The organism is Ruegeria sp. CDSC079 (genome assembly GCF_059610505.1).
This window is the reverse complement of sequence record NZ_JBXWNT010000006.1, coordinates 202,524-218,221: the sequence shown is the minus strand read 5'-3', so window position 1 is coordinate 218,221 and position 15,698 is coordinate 202,524. Positions and strand designations below refer to the sequence as shown.

Genomic DNA, 15,698 nt, shown 5'->3' with positions numbered 1-15,698 from the left:
CCGGAGACTTCCATGCCCTCGCGACGCCATGTTGCACGTGACATTTCTTATGCCTATTCCGCTGAAACCAAAAGCGGACGGATGGTCATCAAGCTTATGGAGAACACCACAGGCCGCCTGCGCCTTATCAGGCGTGCTGATGGGTATGAAAAAGACGTGGCCAACGGGCGAGATTTCTGGTCGGTCATGGTTGAGAGATACGGTTTGTCTCTGGATGTGGTTGGCGGGTCATTGTCTAATATTCCCCGTGATGGCCCTCTGATTCTGATTGCCAATCACCCATATGGAATTCTGGATGGGTTGATGATGGGGCACATGTTGTCCAGTACGCGTGGGGATTTTCGCATTCTGGCCAACCATGTGTTTCGTAAGGCAGAGGATCTGAATCGGGTCGTTCTGCCGATTTCATTCGACGATACAAAAGCTGCGATGAAGCAGAACCTGGAGACCCGCAAGAAAGCTTTGAACTATTTGGGCGAGGGCGGCGCGATTGGCATATTTCCCGGCGGTACCGTCAGCACAGGGGCAAAGCCTTTCTCGTACCCGATGGACCCGGGCTGGCGTGGCTTCACGGCGCGGATGGTTGCCAAATCAGACGCGACAGTTGTGCCGGTCTTTTTTGACGGTCATACCTCACGCCTGTTTCAGATCGCCAGCCATCTGCACAATACATTGCGCATGGGATTGCTGATCAAGGAATTCAAAAAACGCGTTGATACCCCGGTCCAGGTGGTGATCGGAGAGCCCATCGGCCGCGACGTTCTGGACCCGTTGGCCAAGGATACGCGCAAGATGATGGATTTCTTGCGCAAAGCAACGTATGAGCTGTCTCCAAAGCCACTAAAGTCTTATGACTATGGCTATGAATTTGAGGAACGGCATCGCGCCTAAAGGGGCAAATGGCAGTAGGCATTTTTGATTCTGGTTTGGGCGGTCTGACCGTTCTGAACGCCGCGCAGAAACGTCTTCCCGACGTTGATTTCCTGTATTACGCGGACAGCGCACATGCGCCATACGGGGTGCGTGATGTAGAGAATATCTATGAGCTGACCCGGGGTGCGGTGAACGACCTCTGGAACCGGGGATGTGATCTAGTGATTCTGGCCTGCAATACGGCCAGCGCTGCTGCTTTGCGGCGGATGCAAGAAGAGGGCGTGCCTCAAGGCAAGCGCGTCTTGGGCGTTTTTGTTCCATTGATTGAAGCGCTGACTGAGCGGCAATGGGGCGACAACAGCCCGCCGCGTGAAGTCGCGGTCAAACATGTCGCTTTGTTTGCGACCCCGGCCACCGTATCCAGTCGTGCGTTTCAACGCGAATTGGCCTTTCGTGCGATTGGCGTAGATGTTGAGGCGCAGGCCTGCGGTGGGGTCGTTGATGCAATCGAGGAAGGCGACATGATCCTGGCCGAAGCGCTGGTGCGAAGCCATGTGGACGCCCTGAAACGCAAGATGCCAGAGCCTCAGGCCGCAATTCTGGGCTGTACGCACTATCCCTTGATGGCTGAGGCGTTTCAGAAGGCCTTAGGACCCGACGTTGAGGTGTTCAGCCAGGGTGATCTGGTTGCCGAAAGTCTGGCAGACTATTTGCAGCGGCATCCGAATATGCAGGGTGCGGCGAAGGGCGGCTATCTGACCACTGGTAAGCCAGGCGTTGTCAGTGATCGCGCCACCCAGTTCCTCCGACGACAAATTACTTTCGAGGCTGTCTGACTTTGGTCAAAGACGCGGCCTGAAAGAACCCGTAATCCCATGACCGTCACAGTGGCGGGCATGAACAGTGGCATACAGTTTCAAGAGGTCCAAGATGACCCACAAAATCGCAATTCTGGGCGCTTCGGGTTATACCGGCGCTGAACTGGTTCGGTTGATCGCCGAGCATCCGAATATGGAAATCGCTGCACTTTCTGCCGAGCGGAAAGCCGGACAGTCGATGGCGCAGGTATTTCCACATTTGCGGCACCTGAAGTTACCGATTCTTTGCAAAATTTCAGAAATCGACTTTTCAGGGATCGACCTGTGCTTTTGCGCGCTGCCACATAAAACCAGCCAGGAAGTTATCCGCGATCTTCCGAAGGACCTTAAAATCATCGACCTGTCCGCCGATTTCAGGCTACGCGACCCTGAGGAATATGAAAAATGGTATGGCAACCCTCATGCGGCTTTGGAGCAGCAGGAGGAGGCCGTTTACGGCCTGACCGAGTTTTATCGCGATCAAATTCGCACGGCCCGCTTGGTTGCCGGAACAGGTTGCAACGCCGCTACCGGACAATATGTATTGCGTCCCTTGATTTCGGCCGGTGTCATTGATCTGGATGACATCATTCTGGACCTCAAATGCGCGGTGTCTGGTGCCGGGCGGTCGCTGAAAGAAAACCTGCTGCATGCCGAACTTAGCGAAGGGTATAACGCATATGCTGTTGGCGGTACGCATCGGCATTTGGGGGAATTCGATCAAGAATTTTCTGCCCTTGCAGGGCGCCCGGTCAATGTTCAGTTCACTCCACATCTGGTTCCAGCAAACCGGGGTATCCTAGCGACTACATATGTCAAAGGTGATCCCACGAGCGTTTATGGAGCGCTTGTGAAAACCTATGAAAGCGAGCCATTTATCCAGATGCTGCCATTTGGCGAAACCCCCTCGACCCACCATGTGCGCGGCTCGAATTTCTGCCATATCGGCGTGGTCAGCGACCGGATCGAGAGGCGCGCCATTGTGATCGGAGCACTGGATAACCTGACAAAAGGTAGCAGTGGCCAAGCCTTGCAGAACGCTAACCTGATGTTAGGTGAAGCTGAAACTGCGGGTCTGATGATGGCCCCACTTTTCCCATGAGGAACAAATGAAAACGCTCAAGAAACGTCGTCGCGTTCAAATCATCCTTCTGTCAATCGTTGCTTTGGCAGTATCTACGGCGTTGATCGGATACGCTATGCAGGACGGCATCAATTTCTTCCGCTCACCCAGTGAAGTAATGGCAGAGCCGCCAAAACCGACTGAAATATTCCGGATCGGTGGTCTGGTCGAAGAGGGTTCGATCGTGCGGGGGCAAGGGGAAACCGTGCGTTTCGTGGTGACGGACGGTGGCGAAAGTGTGCCGGTCACGTTTACTGGGGTTTTGCCTGATTTGTTCTCGGAAAACCAGGGTATGATTGGTACCGGAAGCTACGTAAACGGAGTCTTTGAAGCCTCAGAAATTCTTGCGAAACACGATGAGACCTATATGCCAAAAGAGGTTGTGGACGCGTTGAAAGAACAAGGTATTTACAAGGAGGCCGGCGAGAGCTGAGCCATAGGCTTTGAGATCGGAATTCGGGCGTTGCGTGGATCGACATGCAGCGCCCTTTCTATTTTCGCTGTATTAACAGAATTGTCCGAGCGTCTGTCTGTCCCAAGTTGGAGAACAGTACATGCAGACGGTTCGGCAGATCGCGGAACAGATAGTTACGCGTGAAGGTGGTTTTGTCGATGACCCCGACGATCCGGGTGGAGCGACAAAATTCGGCGTAACAATCCATACCATGCGCAGATTGCAACTGGACCTGACGCAGGACGGGATGGTTGATGTATCCGATGTAAGGCGGCTGAGCCGATCGCAGGCCGTTGAAATCTTTATCCGCCACTATTTCTCAAAACCGCGATTACACCTACTGCCTAACATTCTGCAGCCATCTGTTTTCGACATGTACGTGAATTCAGGCGCTCAAGCTGTTAAAATTATGCAATATTTGCTGCGTGAAATGGGGTATCGTGTCGTCGTAGATGGCGTTGTAGGCCCGCAGACGGCGCAGGCTTGTAGTGCTGCGTCTGAACCGGACCCTGTCGCGCTGCGGGATGCCTATGGCGTTGCCAGGAGAAACTATTATTTCCGGATAGCGGAACGGCGTCCAGCCTCTCGCAAATATGCTCGGTCCCGGTCTGGGGCAAAAGGTGGCTGGATACGACGCGCTGAGGAATTCCTGTCACCGACCTATCATCTTAGCGACGCAGAGTTTCAAAGGAGGGTTTCCGAATGGGGCTGATCTCGGGGATATTTGCGTTCTTGTTTGGCGAGGGTCGGAACGTCGTGCGTGAAACAACCGAAGTCTTTCGTGAAAATGCTGAGCAGGGCGCTAAACGTGAACTGACGCGACAACAGGGAGTACTGGAACAGTATAGGGCTGAGTTCGAGCGGGTTCAAAAAAGTGCATTTGACCGTTTCATGGATGGGCTCAACCGGCTGCCGCGCCCCGCCATGGCCTTGGGAACATTGGGGCTGTTTATCGCCGCTATGGTCGATCCGCTTTGGTTTGCCGCTCGGATGCAGGGGATTGCGCTGGTGCCTGAGCCCTTGTGGTGGTTGTTGGGCGTGGTCGTCTCGTTCTATTTCGGCGCAAGACACCAGACCAAGGTGCAGGATCTGCAGCGTGAAATTTCGGCAACGATGACACGTACTCCGAAAGTTATGGAAAACATCGAAACACTGGCAGAGATGCGGGAACGTTTGATTGGGGTCGCTGATACTGGGACAGATGCAGGCTTGGCCGATGAGGTCCTAAAACCCGATTTCAACCCTGCGCTCGAGGATTGGCGGCGGGGTCGGACCGCCTGACCCGCGACACTATGTGCGTCCGGCAGAGGCGAAAGTGATTGGTGATTGTCCCTCAACAGGAATATATGCGGGACCATGATTACAGAACTTGGTCACTTCGCGCTGATACTCGCCTTTCTCGTCGCCATCGTTCAGACGGTCATTCCGCTGATAGGGGCGGCGAAACGGTGGACTGGCTGGATGTCCTTTGCAGAAACCGCCGCTATTGCACAGTTTCTGTTAGTCGCCTTCTCTTTCGCGGCGTTGGTCTGGGCCTTTACCACCTCTGATTTCTCATTGCGGATAGTGGTTGAAAACAGCCATTCCGCCAAACCGATGCTGTATAAAATCAGCGGCACGTGGGGCAACCACGAAGGGTCAATGTTGCTGTGGGTCCTGATCGTCGCAGTTTTCGGGGCCATGGCCGCTTTTTTTGGCGCAGGGTTACCTCCGACGCTCAAAGCGCGCGTGCTGGCGGTTCAGGCGGCCGTAGGGGTGGCGTTTTACGCTTTTATCCTGCTCACCTCGAACCCATTTGACCGTCTGATTATCGCCCCGTTTGATGGGCGGGATCTCAACCCATTATTGCAAGATCCAGGTTTGGCATTCCACCCGCCGTTTCTGTATCTGGGCTATGTCGGCCTGAGCATGGCATTCAGCTTTGCAGTGGCCGCGCTGATCGAAGGGCGCGTGGATGCATCTTGGGGGAGGTGGGTGCGTCCTTGGACGCTGGCTGCATGGATTTTTCTGACCATTGGGATCGCGCTTGGATCCTGGTGGGCCTATTACGAGCTGGGATGGGGCGGGTTCTGGTTCTGGGATCCGGTCGAAAACGCTTCTTTCATGCCGTGGCTATTGGCGGCAGCACTGTTGCATTCTGCTATCGTGGTCGAAAAGCGTGAAGCGCTGAAGAGCTGGACAATCCTTCTGGCGATCATCGCCTTTGGCTTTTCGCTGATCGGGACGTTCATTGTGCGATCGGGGCTTTTGACTTCGGTACATGCCTTTGCCAATGATCCTGAACGCGGCGTGTTTATCCTGATCATCCTTGTGGTCTTCATTGGCGGTGCGTTGACACTTTATGCGGCACGCGCGCAGGCGATGGAGGCCAAGGGCGTGTTTGGTATGGTCAGCCGCGAAAGCGCCCTGGTGCTGAACAACATTCTATTGGCGGTCAGCTGTTTCGTTGTGTTCTTCGGAACCTTGTGGCCGATGGTGGCCGAGATGGCATTTGATCGCAAACTCTCGGTCGGCGCGCCGTTCTTTAATGCGGCGTTCACACCGTTCATGGTTGCGCTGGGGATTGTATTACCGCTTGGTGCAATGCTTCCGTGGAAACGTGGAAAGCTTGGCAAGGCGGCGCATTCGTTGCGGTTCGCATTCCTTCTGGCGGTTGCGCTTGGCTTGCTCGTTTGGGTCATGCAGACCGGTCGCAGCGCATTGGGACCCGTAGGGCTGTTTCTGGGGGCCTGGATTACATTTGGCGCTATTGTGGACCTTTGGAGCCGTACCGGAAGAAAAAACAACCTACAGCGTCTGTTCAGACTGCCCGGTGCCGATTGGGGCAAGGCTGCAGCCCATACCGGACTGGGGGTTACGATCTTTGCCATCGCCGGGCTGACCGCATGGGAGGTCGAGGATATCCGCGTTGCGCAGACGGGGCAGCCCTTCGAGGTTGGCCAGTTCACCCTGACACTTGAACAGGTTCGGAATGTCGAGGGGCCCAACTATTTCTCAACTACAGCCGATGTAAAGGTCGAACAGGCCGGTCGAACAATCGCAACACTGCATCCGGAAAAACGCGACTACCCAGTTTCAAGGATGCCAACGACTGAAGCTGCGATTGACTATCGGTTTCTCAGGGATCTTTACGTCGTCATTGGAGATCAGCAGGCAAATGGTGGCTGGGTCGTGCGGACTTATATCAAGCCTTTAGCGAATTGGATTTGGGGCGGGTGCCTACTTATGGCGCTCGGAGGCGTTCTTAGCCTGTGCGACAGGCGTTTTCGCGTTGCGGCAGGCGCGCGCAAGACGCCGACGCAGGGGGTTCCGGCGGAATGAAACGGTTTCTACTGATACTACTTTTACTGGCAACGCCAAGCATGGCTGTCCAACCTGACGAGGTGCTTGATGATCCGATCCTGGAACAGAGGGCGCGGGATCTGAGTGCCGGCTTGCGCTGTCTGGTTTGCCGCAACGAAAGCATAGACGAAAGCAATGCAGGATTGGCCCGTGACTTGCGCCTGTTATTGCGCGAACGCCTTGTGGCCGGCGATACAGATGGACAGGCGATTGACTTTATCGTTGATCGCTACGGCGAATATGTTTTGCTAAGGCCAACAACGTCAGGATCGAACATCCTTTTGTGGCTGGCCGGTCCGATTATGCTTTTAATCGCTGTGGCGACTGGTTTCAGCTTTTTACGCAAAAGATCGGCGGAACAGGACCGAAGGGAAGGTGACGGCCTCCTTAGCGATGCCGAGAAAGAACGATTACGCGAAATCCTCAAAGATTGACCTTCGGTTCACCTTTTCCTTCATTGGAAATTGAGGCAGGGTCGCAGGCGCAGCGAACCTTGGAGGGGTGGATGGAATACGAAGCGATCCTGTTGGACATTGCGGATGATCTGGCAGTGGTAACACTGAACCGCCCAGAGAAGTTGAACGCAATGACCGCTCAGTTGCGGGCCGAAGTCACGCACGCGATGAAACACGCTGCCACCCATGCCCGCGCGATTGTTTTGACCGGTAAGGGAAACGCTTTTTGCTCGGGTCAGGATTTAGGTGATGCCTCAAGCACCGGGAAGATTGATCTTGAGCGCACGCTGCGCGACGAATACGAGCCCATGCTTGAAGCAATCTATAATTGCCCGGTTCCAACAATCGCCGCAGTAAATGGCGCTGCTGCGGGGGCAGGGGCCAATCTGGCGCTATGCGCGGATATCGTGATCGCGACGGAGAGTGCTTATTTCCTGCAGGCTTTTGCCCGTATCGGCCTGTTGCCCGACGCTGGAGGCACCTGGTTTATGCCGCGCCAGATGGGGTTCGCCAAAGCCATGGGCGCTGCTCTTTTTGCCGATAAGATCAGTGCTCGTCAGGCCGACGACTGGGGCCTGATCTGGGAAGCCGTTCCCGACGCGGAGTTCGAAGCGCATTGGCGCAAGCGGGCCATGTATCTGGCCAAAGGTCCAACCTCAGGGTTTGGCGCCATCAAAAAGGCTATTCGCGGCACCTATGAAAACACTCTGCCGCAACAGCTCGAGGCAGAGGCGCATCTGCAAGGTGAATGTGGCCGCAGCCGAGACTTTTCCGAAGGCGTCGTTGCCTTCATGCAAAAACGCCCCCCGAAATTCGAAGGGCGTTGAGGTTGTCAGGCGCGGCGGCGCTTACGCACGCGCCGTTCCGGAAGGGCGGACTCGCCAGTCCCGTCAGTTGCGGATGAGAACGGGCCCAGCGCGTCCGTGATCTGATCAAGGGTTGGGCGTATACCGGACGGGGCACCGTCAAGCGCAGCTCTCATGTGCCGCAGATGCTCGGGCATTGTGCCGCAACATCCGCCGATAATGCTTGCGCCAGCCTCTCGTGCCATGGTCGCATAATGGCCCATCAGTTCCGGCGTGCCGTCATAATGAATATGTCCGTCCACATATTTCGGAATACCGGCATTGCCTTTTGATATCAGCGGCCGTTCCGTACCTTGTGCGACAAATCCAAGGACAGTGCGCAGAATATCAGACGCGCCAGTCCCGCAATTTGCGCCAAAGGCAACCGGCGGGTTAGGGAGCGTTTCAACCAACTGAGCAAAGTCGGCGGATGTGACACCCATCATGGTGCGGCCAGCCGTGTCAAAGCTCATCGTGCCACACCAAGGCATATCGACCAGCGCAAAGGCTTCTGCCGCGGCCCTGAACTCTTCCGGGGCGCTGATGGTTTCGACCCAAAGAACATCGACACCGCCGTCCTTCAATGCCTGCGCCTGTTCGTGGAACATTTCCACTGCATCGGCATGGGACAGGGCGCCAACAGGCTGCATGATCTCGCCGGTTGGTCCGACCGATCCCGCGACGATAACCGGACGGTTGGCTTTGTCAGCAACCTCACGGCCAAGTTCTGCGCCTGCGCGGTTCAGTTCAGCGACCCGGTTCTGAGCCTCGTGCAGTTTGAGACGCGCAGATGTCCCGCCGAATGTGTTGGTCAGGAAAAGGTCGCTGCCTGCGTCCACCGAACCCTGATACAGCGCGCGGATTTTATCCGGTGCATCGACGTTCCAAAGCTCGGGCGCGTCGCCCGACTGCAGGCCCATGTTGAATAGGTTTGTACCTGTTGCTCCATCCGCCAAAAGAGTCGTGTTGGAGTCCAGAAGTTTGCTGAGCGCATTTGTCATAAGAATATTCCGAAACTGTCGAGCCGCGCTAAAAATGCGAGACGCCCCGTGTCTCATGACCGGGGCGTCAAATCAAATTCATAAATCTCATGAAGATCATGAATATTGCGGGGAGACCTTAGTTGGTTTCGTTGAGAACCTGTGCTTTGGCCTCGACCAGAAACTCGGCCATTTTTGCGCGGATATCGTCATCCGAAGACAGATCCCCGAGATCGCCGGAAACTTTGCGCACGACATCCTCGTGCCCGGTTTCTTCCAGGTCTGAAATCACAACGGATTTTGCGTATTCATCGGCTTCATTACCGGTTTTGCCCAGTTTTTCGGCCGCCCAAAGGCCAAGCAGCTTGTTGCAACGCGCCTGTGCTTTGAACTGCATTTCTTCATCATGGGCGAATTTTGCTTCGAATGCGTTTTCGCGCTCGTCAAACGTAGTCATCAGTTGGACCCCTTGGGTTGGTAGTTCTTTCCTTAATGATATGACGATACGACGATCCGGGTGCAAGGTATTTGCGCTGCGTCAAAGCCTCTCGGTCCTCGGAACTTGCGGGAAGGTGGGGGTTGGACTAAGAGAGCGCCAAGGCGAAGGAACTTTTTCCCTCGCGACAGTCTGGAAAGGTCGCTCATGGCGCGTCGCAAGAAAATTTACGAAGGTAAGGCCAAGATTTTGTATGAAGGCCCTGAACCGGGTACAATCGTGCAGTATTTCAAGGATGACGCCACCGCCTTCAACGCTGAAAAGAAGGACGTGATCGACGGGAAAGGTGTGCTGAACAACCGCCTGAGCGAATACTTCATGAACGGGCTGAATCAAATCGGTGTACCGACCCATTTCATCCGTCGCCTGAACATGCGCGAACAGTTGGTCCGCAACTGCGAAATCGTACCGCTTGAAGTTATTGTACGCAATTTCGCGGCTGGCACGATGTCCAAACGCCTTGGCATTGCCGAGGGGACACAGCTGCCGCGCCCGATAGTAGAATACTGCTACAAGGACGACGCGTTGGGTGATCCTCTTGTCACCGAAGAACATATCGCCGCCTTTGGCTGGGCCAGCCAGCAGGACATGGAAGACATTCTTAGCCTCGCATTGCGGGTGAATGATTTCATGAGCGGTGTGATGCTGGCGGTTGGCATTCGTCTGGTCGATTTCAAAGTTGAAATCGGTCGCGTCTATGAAGGTGACTTCCAGCGCCTGATCATAGCGGATGAAATCAGCCCAGACAGCTGCCGTCTTTGGGATATCGAAACCGGCCAAAAGCTGGACAAGGACGTGTTCCGCCGCGACCTGGGCAGCCTGACCGACGCCTACTCGGAAGTTGCGCGTCGCCTAGGTGTTCTGCCGAAAAGCAATGTGACCAAACCGACCCTGATCAACTGATCGAAAGCCGAAGAACAATGCAAAAACGCCGCCAATACCGGGCGGCGTTTTTTAATTGAGATCGGGTATTTGACAGGGCCGCAGCTTGTCCGGCATTGTCTGTTGAACAAGCGTAATCGGGTGAAAAAAAATGGCCGAGCTATTTGATCAGGCAGTATTTTTAAAGTTCCTCGCTGCGCTGCTGGCGATCTTCAACCCGCTATACGGCATCCCGATCTTCCTCAGCATGACCGAGGGGTACAGCCCGCCAGAACGTAAACGCGTTGCAATGGTTGTGACAGCCACGGTGGTGATTGTATCACTGATTTCGGTACTGATCGGCGAAGAAATTCTGGCGCTTTTCGGTATCGACATTCCGTCTTTTCGCATCGCTGGTGGGTTGATCATTCTTGGGGTTGGCATGTCGATGCTGAACGCGTCTGACCGGTCAGAAAGCGATCAGAAAGCCGTTAAATATGGCGCGCAGAAGAAGAACATTGCGGTTGTTCCCCTGGCTATCCCGTTGACGATTGGGCCCGGCACTATCGCGACAACCATTGTGTTCGCGCATAGTTTGCCCGACGGCGCCGAGGTAGTAACGTTGGGGGCGGCCGTTTTGATTGCCTGCGCTATTGTCGGGCTGGGATTGTTATTCGCTGACCCTATTTCCAGGTTCTTTGGGCCGACAATGATCAATGTGATCACCCGTGTTATGGCCATCATTTTGGTTGCCGTAGCGGTTGAAATGGTTCTGACAGGGACCTTCAACGCAATAGATACGCATTATCCCGCGCTAAAGGGTTCCGGGTAGGTGCTGACAAGGGTTGTCGAACGCCGACAGTCGCGCTATCCCCGCGCACAACGGAACGGGCCTCAATTACCGGCCCTCAGCTGGAGTTGCAGTAAATGAAAGCACGTGTGCATGTGATGCTGAAAACCGGGGTACTTGACCCGCAGGGTGAAGCGGTGCGCCACGCATTGGGTGCCATGGGTTTTGATCAGGTCGAAGGCGTCCGTCAGGGCAAGGTGATTGATCTTGAACTCGCCGAGGGTGCGACGGAATCGGACGTCAGCGAGATGTGCGAAAAACTGTTGGCTAACACGGTCATCGAACGCTACGAGATCGAACTGGTCTGAACCGCTTGCAGGAGGGCTAGCCATGCGCGCAGCTGTCATCGTTTTCCCCGGTTCCAACTGTGATCGGGATCTTGCCGTTGCCTTTGAACAGGCCGGATTCCAGGTAGACATGGTCTGGCATAAAGATGCCGCTCTGCCCAAGGGCTTGGACATTGTCGGTGTCCCCGGCGGGTTTTCTTATGGAGACTACCTGCGCTGCGGAGCGATTGCCGCACAATCCCCGATCTGCAAGGCCGTGGTGGACCACACCGAACGGGGTGGGTATGCGGTTGGTATCTGTAACGGTTTTCAGATCCTGACCGAAACGGGCATTCTGCCCGGCGCTCTGCTGCGCAATGCGAACCTGAAATATATCTGTCGTACCGTAGGCCTGAAGGTCGCAACCAGCGACAGCGCCTTTACCCAAGGCTATAACGCTGGCGATGTGATCGGCATTCCGATTGCGCATCATGATGGAAACTATTTCGCGGATGAGGCTACATTGTCCACGCTCAGGGATCACGACCGGATCGCATTCACCTATACCGAGAATCCGAACGGCTCGGTTGGCGACATTGCGGGCATTCTGTCTGAAAACCGCCGTGTTCTTGGTATGATGCCGCATCCCGAACGAGCGGCAGACGAAGGGCATGGTGGCACCGATGGAACGGCATTGTTTCGCGCATTGTCGGGCATCGTCGCACCTGCGTGACTTGAGCTTGCATCTTAGCCCGCGTAACTTTCGGGGATGAGTTCCGACACACGCTCTACCTGGTCTGCACTGTTCAAACCGCTCCGCGCTGCGCCTCTTGGCTGGCCTTTGCGCGCGGCTGTTCTGGTGCTTTTGCTGGCAACGGTTGCGACGATATGGATAACCAACAGTCTGCTGACGGATCGGTTTACTGAATCCACGCGAAACCGGGCCGAGCTGCGCCTTGCTCTGTATTCCGGGAACCTGCTGAGCGAGCTGCGCAGAAATGCGATTGTACCGCAGCTATTGGCACGCGACCCGACGCTGATCTCGGCGCTGCAATCCAGTGATTTTACGCTGTCTACGCAGCGGCTTATTTCCTTCGTCGAGGAAATCGGCGCCGCGTCATTGATGCTGTTGGATCGGGATGGCCGGTCTGTGGCCGCAACCGATCGCAATCGTTTGGGCGAGACGCACCGGAACGCGCCGTATTTTGTAGATTCCATTCGGTCAAACTCGACCATCTTCACCGTGATTGAAAAGGAATCCGGTGGTTATAGCTTTATCTATTCGCGCCGGATGGAGGCCTCGTCGGACATCCTTGGGGTCATAGTCGTCGAGGTTGATCTGCAAAAATTTGAGCGCGCCTGGGCAGGTATCTCCGATGCTGTTCTGGTCGCTGACAGTACGGGCACCATTATTCTGTCAACCGAACCGCAATGGCGCGGAGTAGAGGAGGGGGCTGCCATGCTGCGGCAGCCGCCGCAAAGTGCCATCCAGCGCGCTATCAGGGCCACGACCGATTGGACGGCTCTGCCCCCCGACGCCTATTTACAGGGCGAGGCGGTGATCCGCATGGAGACACGCATTCCATTCCGCGGCTGGACCATGACCTCGTTCACGACCTACGCCTCGATCCGTGAGAAGGTAAACAGCGTTCTTGCATTGGAAATCATGGGTTTTGCGATTCTGTTGGCGCTTGCCTTCTATGCGCTCAGCCGTAGGGCCACGTTCAGAATGGCCTTGTTCCAGCGCGAGTCGGCAGAGCTTCGCGCATTGAACGCAAGGCTACAGCGGGAAATCGCTGAGAGGGAACGGGTTGAAAAGACGCTGGAAGTAGCCGAGCAGACGCTGGCCCAAAGCTCGAAACTCGCGGCCCTGGGCGAGATGTCTGCGGCCGTCAGCCACGAGCTGAATCAACCTTTGGCTGCAATGAAGACCTATCTTGCCGGCGCGCGATTGCTGCTGCGGCGGAACCGCCCCGAAGAGGCGCTTGCCAGCTTTGGCCGCATCGACGGCCTGATTGAACGGATGGGCGCAATAACACGCCAGCTCAAGTCCTATGCCCGCAAGGGTGCGGATGCGTTTTCACCAGTTAACCTTGGCGAAGCGCTCGCTTCATCCCTCTCAATGATGGAGCCGCAACTGCGTCAGAGGCACGTCAAGATTACGCAGATACTACCGGAAGAAACCGTACTGGTCATGGGCGACCGCATGCGGATCGAACAGGTGATGGTGAACCTCTTGCGTAATGCCTTGGACGCCACCAAGTCTGTATCGGAACCGGATGTTGAAATCATACTGGCCGCGGGTGACCAGGCGGTGCTGACTGTACGCGATAACGGCTATGGGATTGAAGACATCGAAAACCTGTTTGAACCGTTCTACACGACCAAACAACCCGGCGATGGAGTCGGTCTGGGGCTTGCCATCTCATCCGGTATCGTGAACGACCATGGGGGACGGCTGACCGCGCGCAACAGCCAGCACGGTGGCGCGGTGTTTGAGATGCAACTGCCGATACTTGGAAGCGATGGCCTTGAGGCCGCTGAATAACGAGGAATGAAAATGGCACAGGCCATGAAAATCGCCATTGTTGATGACGAACAGGACATGCGCCAGTCGATCAGCCAATGGCTGGCACTGTCGGGATATGACACTGAAACCTTTTCCAGTGCCGAGGATGCACTGAAAGTTCTGGGTCCGGATTATCCGGGTATCGTCATATCGGACATCAAGATGCCTGGTATGGACGGTATCCAGCTGTTGAAAAAGCTGATGGGCGCGGACAGCACCTTGCCGGTGATCATGATCACAGGCCACGGTGACGTGCCAATGGCGGTTGAGGCCATGCGCGTTGGCGCGTTTGATTTCCTGGAAAAGCCGTTTAACCCTGATCGGATGTCCGAACTGGCCAAACGTGCCAGCAACGCCCGCCGGTTGACGCTGGACAACCGGGCCCTGCGCCGCGAGCTGTCCGGTGGCACTCAGATCATGAACAAGCTTATCGGTGCCAGCCCCGTGATGGAGCGCCTGCGTGAGGATATTCTGGATCTGGGGCAGGCCGACGGTCATGTTCTGATCGACGGAGAGACCGGCACCGGCAAAACTCTGGTCGCACATGCGTTGCATGCCGTTGGCAGCCGCGCCGGCAAGAAATTTGTCCTGGTTTCCTGTGCCGCGCTTGAGGAAGAGGCGTTGGGGAAGCGTCTGTTCGGCCCGATGATGCCCGAAGACAGCCAACTGCCCGCGATTGAAGAAGCCCGGGGTGGAACCCTGGTTCTGGAGGATGTCGAGGCGCTCAGCGATACGCTTCAGGCGAAACTGCTGAGTGTCATGAACGATCAGGGCACGCCTGCAGAAACCCGCATCGTCGCCATTTCCAACCTGCAGGAAGCTGGGAAAACCAGCGAGGACGTTCTGCGCCCTGATCTGTTCTATAGGCTTGCAGCGTTGCGGATCACAATGCCGCCGCTGCGTCAGCGCGGTGAAGACATTCTGACCCTGTTCACACGGCTGAGCGAGCAATTCGCCGAAGAATACGGCTGCGATGCACCTCAGGTCAGTGCGCAAGAGGCGGCTCAGCTTTTGCAAGCGCCGTGGCCCGGAAACGTACGGCAACTGATAAACATCGCGGAACGTGCCGTGCTGCAATCTCGTCGCGGATCGGGGACGATCGCGTCTCTGTTGATGTCTGATCACGAAGAAATGCAGCCCGTGATGACGACCGAAGGCAAGCCGCTCAAGGAATATGTCGAGGCATTCGAGCGGATGCTGATCGACAATACCATGCGGCGGCATAAGGGGTCGATTGCCTCGGTTATGGATGAACTATGCCTGCCGCGTCGGACATTGAATGAGAAGATGGCCAAATATGGCCTGCAACGTTCCGATTACCTGTGACAGGCTTGAGGCGATGCCTTTGTCGCCCTTTGGGTGATACCAAGTAATGTTTTTAGCTGGGTAACGAGATTCCGACCGGTGGTCGGGGTCTTCAATGCAGTTTGCCCATTGTCTTTTCCACAGGACTGCTTTTATTGTAACCAGACGGGCCGGGCGGATTTGACGCCGAAAAGTCCCGATCTTTGAGATTCGCTGCTACGCCACTGGTGGAGACCAGGTCCCACACTGGCCAAGCAGACCGATTGTGCCCCTTAACGGGGTGATTGAACGCCTGAGCCCGCAGAAAAGCGGGCGAAAGGAATAAATGGGCAGGCAGCGGTCGTTCGCGCCTGTCGGAGAAGAACCGCGATGACGCGCGCGCAACGACTGAGTGTACGGGCAGGGGGCCACAGTGCCAGACC

Annotated in this window: 17 protein-coding genes; 15 read left to right on the top strand and 2 right to left on the bottom strand. The window is 55.8% G+C overall.

What is annotated here, in order from left to right:
- The first annotated feature begins 12 nt into the window (after positions 1 to 12).
- The 9 genes from AC2FIC_RS13470 to AC2FIC_RS13430 all read left to right on the top strand — a co-directional run bounded on the left by AC2FIC_RS13470 (position 13) and on the right by AC2FIC_RS13430 (position 7,931).
- A complete protein-coding gene (locus AC2FIC_RS13470; protein ID WP_271946941.1) occupies positions 13 to 891 on the top strand; it encodes a lysophospholipid acyltransferase family protein in 879 nt (292 codons plus the stop codon).
- 8 nt (positions 892 to 899) lie between these two features.
- Positions 900 to 1,709 carry a glutamate racemase gene (gene murI / locus AC2FIC_RS13465; protein WP_271946944.1) on the top strand — a complete coding sequence of 270 codons (810 nt, stop codon included), beginning with the start codon at positions 900 to 902 and terminating at the stop codon, positions 1,707 to 1,709.
- A 94-nt stretch (positions 1,710 to 1,803) separates the two neighbouring features.
- Complete coding sequence (argC, locus tag AC2FIC_RS13460; protein ID WP_496691291.1) at positions 1,804 to 2,832, top strand: N-acetyl-gamma-glutamyl-phosphate reductase; 1,029 nt, start codon at positions 1,804 to 1,806, stop codon at positions 2,830 to 2,832.
- Between the two features lie 7 nt (positions 2,833 to 2,839).
- Positions 2,840 to 3,286 (top strand): cytochrome c maturation protein CcmE, encoded by a 447-nt coding sequence (gene ccmE / locus AC2FIC_RS13455; RefSeq protein WP_281972148.1) that lies wholly within the window; start codon positions 2,840 to 2,842, stop codon positions 3,284 to 3,286.
- Between the two features lie 121 nt (positions 3,287 to 3,407).
- Positions 3,408 to 4,019 (top strand): holin-associated N-acetylmuramidase, encoded by a 612-nt coding sequence (locus tag AC2FIC_RS13450; protein WP_496691290.1) that lies wholly within the window; start codon positions 3,408 to 3,410, stop codon positions 4,017 to 4,019.
- On the top strand, positions 4,010 to 4,588 hold the full coding sequence (locus AC2FIC_RS13445; RefSeq protein WP_496691289.1) for a holin family protein: 579 nt from the start codon (positions 4,010 to 4,012) through the stop codon (positions 4,586 to 4,588). The genes AC2FIC_RS13450 and AC2FIC_RS13445 overlap by 10 nt, the downstream gene beginning before the upstream one ends.
- Before the next feature lie 75 nt (positions 4,589 to 4,663).
- Complete coding sequence (locus tag AC2FIC_RS13440) at positions 4,664 to 6,628, top strand: heme lyase CcmF/NrfE family subunit (protein ID WP_142633981.1); 1,965 nt, start codon at positions 4,664 to 4,666, stop codon at positions 6,626 to 6,628.
- Positions 6,625 to 7,083, top strand: coding sequence for a cytochrome c-type biogenesis protein (locus AC2FIC_RS13435; protein WP_496691288.1), 459 nt, complete (start codon positions 6,625 to 6,627; stop codon positions 7,081 to 7,083). The genes AC2FIC_RS13440 and AC2FIC_RS13435 overlap by 4 nt, the downstream gene beginning before the upstream one ends.
- 71 nt (positions 7,084 to 7,154) lie before the next feature.
- A complete protein-coding gene (locus AC2FIC_RS13430; protein ID WP_142633977.1) occupies positions 7,155 to 7,931 on the top strand; it encodes an enoyl-CoA hydratase-related protein in 777 nt (258 codons plus the stop codon).
- 5 nt (positions 7,932 to 7,936) lie between these two features.
- Here AC2FIC_RS13430 and bmt read toward each other — a convergent pair whose 3' ends face one another.
- Positions 7,937 to 8,950 (bottom strand): betaine--homocysteine S-methyltransferase, encoded by a 1,014-nt coding sequence (gene bmt, locus AC2FIC_RS13425; RefSeq protein WP_271946964.1) that lies wholly within the window; start codon positions 8,948 to 8,950, stop codon positions 7,937 to 7,939.
- Between the two features lie 118 nt (positions 8,951 to 9,068).
- Positions 9,069 to 9,386, bottom strand: coding sequence for a DUF1476 domain-containing protein (locus tag AC2FIC_RS13420; RefSeq protein WP_142633973.1), 318 nt, complete (start codon positions 9,384 to 9,386; stop codon positions 9,069 to 9,071).
- Between the two features lie 186 nt (positions 9,387 to 9,572).
- Here AC2FIC_RS13420 and purC point away from each other — a divergent pair, with 186 nt between their 5' ends.
- The 6 genes from purC to AC2FIC_RS13390 all read left to right on the top strand — a co-directional run bounded on the left by purC (position 9,573) and on the right by AC2FIC_RS13390 (position 15,297).
- Positions 9,573 to 10,328 carry a phosphoribosylaminoimidazolesuccinocarboxamide synthase gene (purC, locus tag AC2FIC_RS13415; protein WP_496691287.1) on the top strand — a complete coding sequence of 252 codons (756 nt, stop codon included), beginning with the start codon at positions 9,573 to 9,575 and terminating at the stop codon, positions 10,326 to 10,328.
- A gap of 130 nt (positions 10,329 to 10,458) precedes the next feature.
- On the top strand, positions 10,459 to 11,118 hold the full coding sequence (locus AC2FIC_RS13410; RefSeq protein WP_496691286.1) for a MarC family protein: 660 nt from the start codon (positions 10,459 to 10,461) through the stop codon (positions 11,116 to 11,118).
- A 95-nt stretch (positions 11,119 to 11,213) separates the two neighbouring features.
- On the top strand, positions 11,214 to 11,444 hold the full coding sequence (gene purS, locus AC2FIC_RS13405; protein WP_496691285.1) for a phosphoribosylformylglycinamidine synthase subunit PurS: 231 nt from the start codon (positions 11,214 to 11,216) through the stop codon (positions 11,442 to 11,444).
- Between the two features lie 22 nt (positions 11,445 to 11,466).
- Entirely contained in the window at positions 11,467 to 12,135 is a 669-nt protein-coding gene (purQ, locus tag AC2FIC_RS13400) for a phosphoribosylformylglycinamidine synthase subunit PurQ (RefSeq protein WP_496691284.1), read from the top strand.
- A 36-nt stretch (positions 12,136 to 12,171) separates the two neighbouring features.
- Positions 12,172 to 13,950 (top strand): sensor histidine kinase, encoded by a 1,779-nt coding sequence (locus AC2FIC_RS13395; RefSeq protein WP_496691283.1) that lies wholly within the window; start codon positions 12,172 to 12,174, stop codon positions 13,948 to 13,950.
- A 12-nt stretch (positions 13,951 to 13,962) separates the two neighbouring features.
- On the top strand, positions 13,963 to 15,297 hold the full coding sequence (locus AC2FIC_RS13390; protein ID WP_142633961.1) for a sigma-54-dependent transcriptional regulator: 1,335 nt from the start codon (positions 13,963 to 13,965) through the stop codon (positions 15,295 to 15,297).
- Positions 15,298 to 15,698 lie beyond the last annotated feature (401 nt).

Coding starts and splice junctions, on each gene's coding strand:
- AC2FIC_RS13450 (WP_496691290.1), top strand. CDS start 3,408: ATGCAGACGGTTCGGCAGATCGCGGAACAGATAGTTACGCGTGAAGGT.
- AC2FIC_RS13430 (WP_142633977.1), top strand. CDS start 7,155: ATGGAATACGAAGCGATCCTGTTGGACATTGCGGATGATCTGGCAGTG.
- argC (WP_496691291.1), top strand. CDS start 1,804: ATGACCCACAAAATCGCAATTCTGGGCGCTTCGGGTTATACCGGCGCT.
- purC (WP_496691287.1), top strand. CDS start 9,573: ATGGCGCGTCGCAAGAAAATTTACGAAGGTAAGGCCAAGATTTTGTAT.
- bmt (WP_271946964.1), bottom strand. CDS start 8,950: ATGACAAATGCGCTCAGCAAACTTCTGGACTCCAACACGACTCTTTTG.
- ccmE (WP_281972148.1), top strand. CDS start 2,840: ATGAAAACGCTCAAGAAACGTCGTCGCGTTCAAATCATCCTTCTGTCA.
- purS (WP_496691285.1), top strand. CDS start 11,214: ATGAAAGCACGTGTGCATGTGATGCTGAAAACCGGGGTACTTGACCCG.
- murI (WP_271946944.1), top strand. CDS start 900: ATGGCAGTAGGCATTTTTGATTCTGGTTTGGGCGGTCTGACCGTTCTG.
- AC2FIC_RS13435 (WP_496691288.1), top strand. CDS start 6,625: ATGAAACGGTTTCTACTGATACTACTTTTACTGGCAACGCCAAGCATG.
- AC2FIC_RS13420 (WP_142633973.1), bottom strand. CDS start 9,386: ATGACTACGTTTGACGAGCGCGAAAACGCATTCGAAGCAAAATTCGCC.
- AC2FIC_RS13410 (WP_496691286.1), top strand. CDS start 10,459: ATGGCCGAGCTATTTGATCAGGCAGTATTTTTAAAGTTCCTCGCTGCG.
- AC2FIC_RS13470 (WP_271946941.1), top strand. CDS start 13: ATGCCCTCGCGACGCCATGTTGCACGTGACATTTCTTATGCCTATTCC.
- purQ (WP_496691284.1), top strand. CDS start 11,467: ATGCGCGCAGCTGTCATCGTTTTCCCCGGTTCCAACTGTGATCGGGAT.
- AC2FIC_RS13390 (WP_142633961.1), top strand. CDS start 13,963: ATGGCACAGGCCATGAAAATCGCCATTGTTGATGACGAACAGGACATG.
- AC2FIC_RS13440 (WP_142633981.1), top strand. CDS start 4,664: ATGATTACAGAACTTGGTCACTTCGCGCTGATACTCGCCTTTCTCGTC.
- AC2FIC_RS13445 (WP_496691289.1), top strand. CDS start 4,010: ATGGGGCTGATCTCGGGGATATTTGCGTTCTTGTTTGGCGAGGGTCGG.
- AC2FIC_RS13395 (WP_496691283.1), top strand. CDS start 12,172: ATGAGTTCCGACACACGCTCTACCTGGTCTGCACTGTTCAAACCGCTC.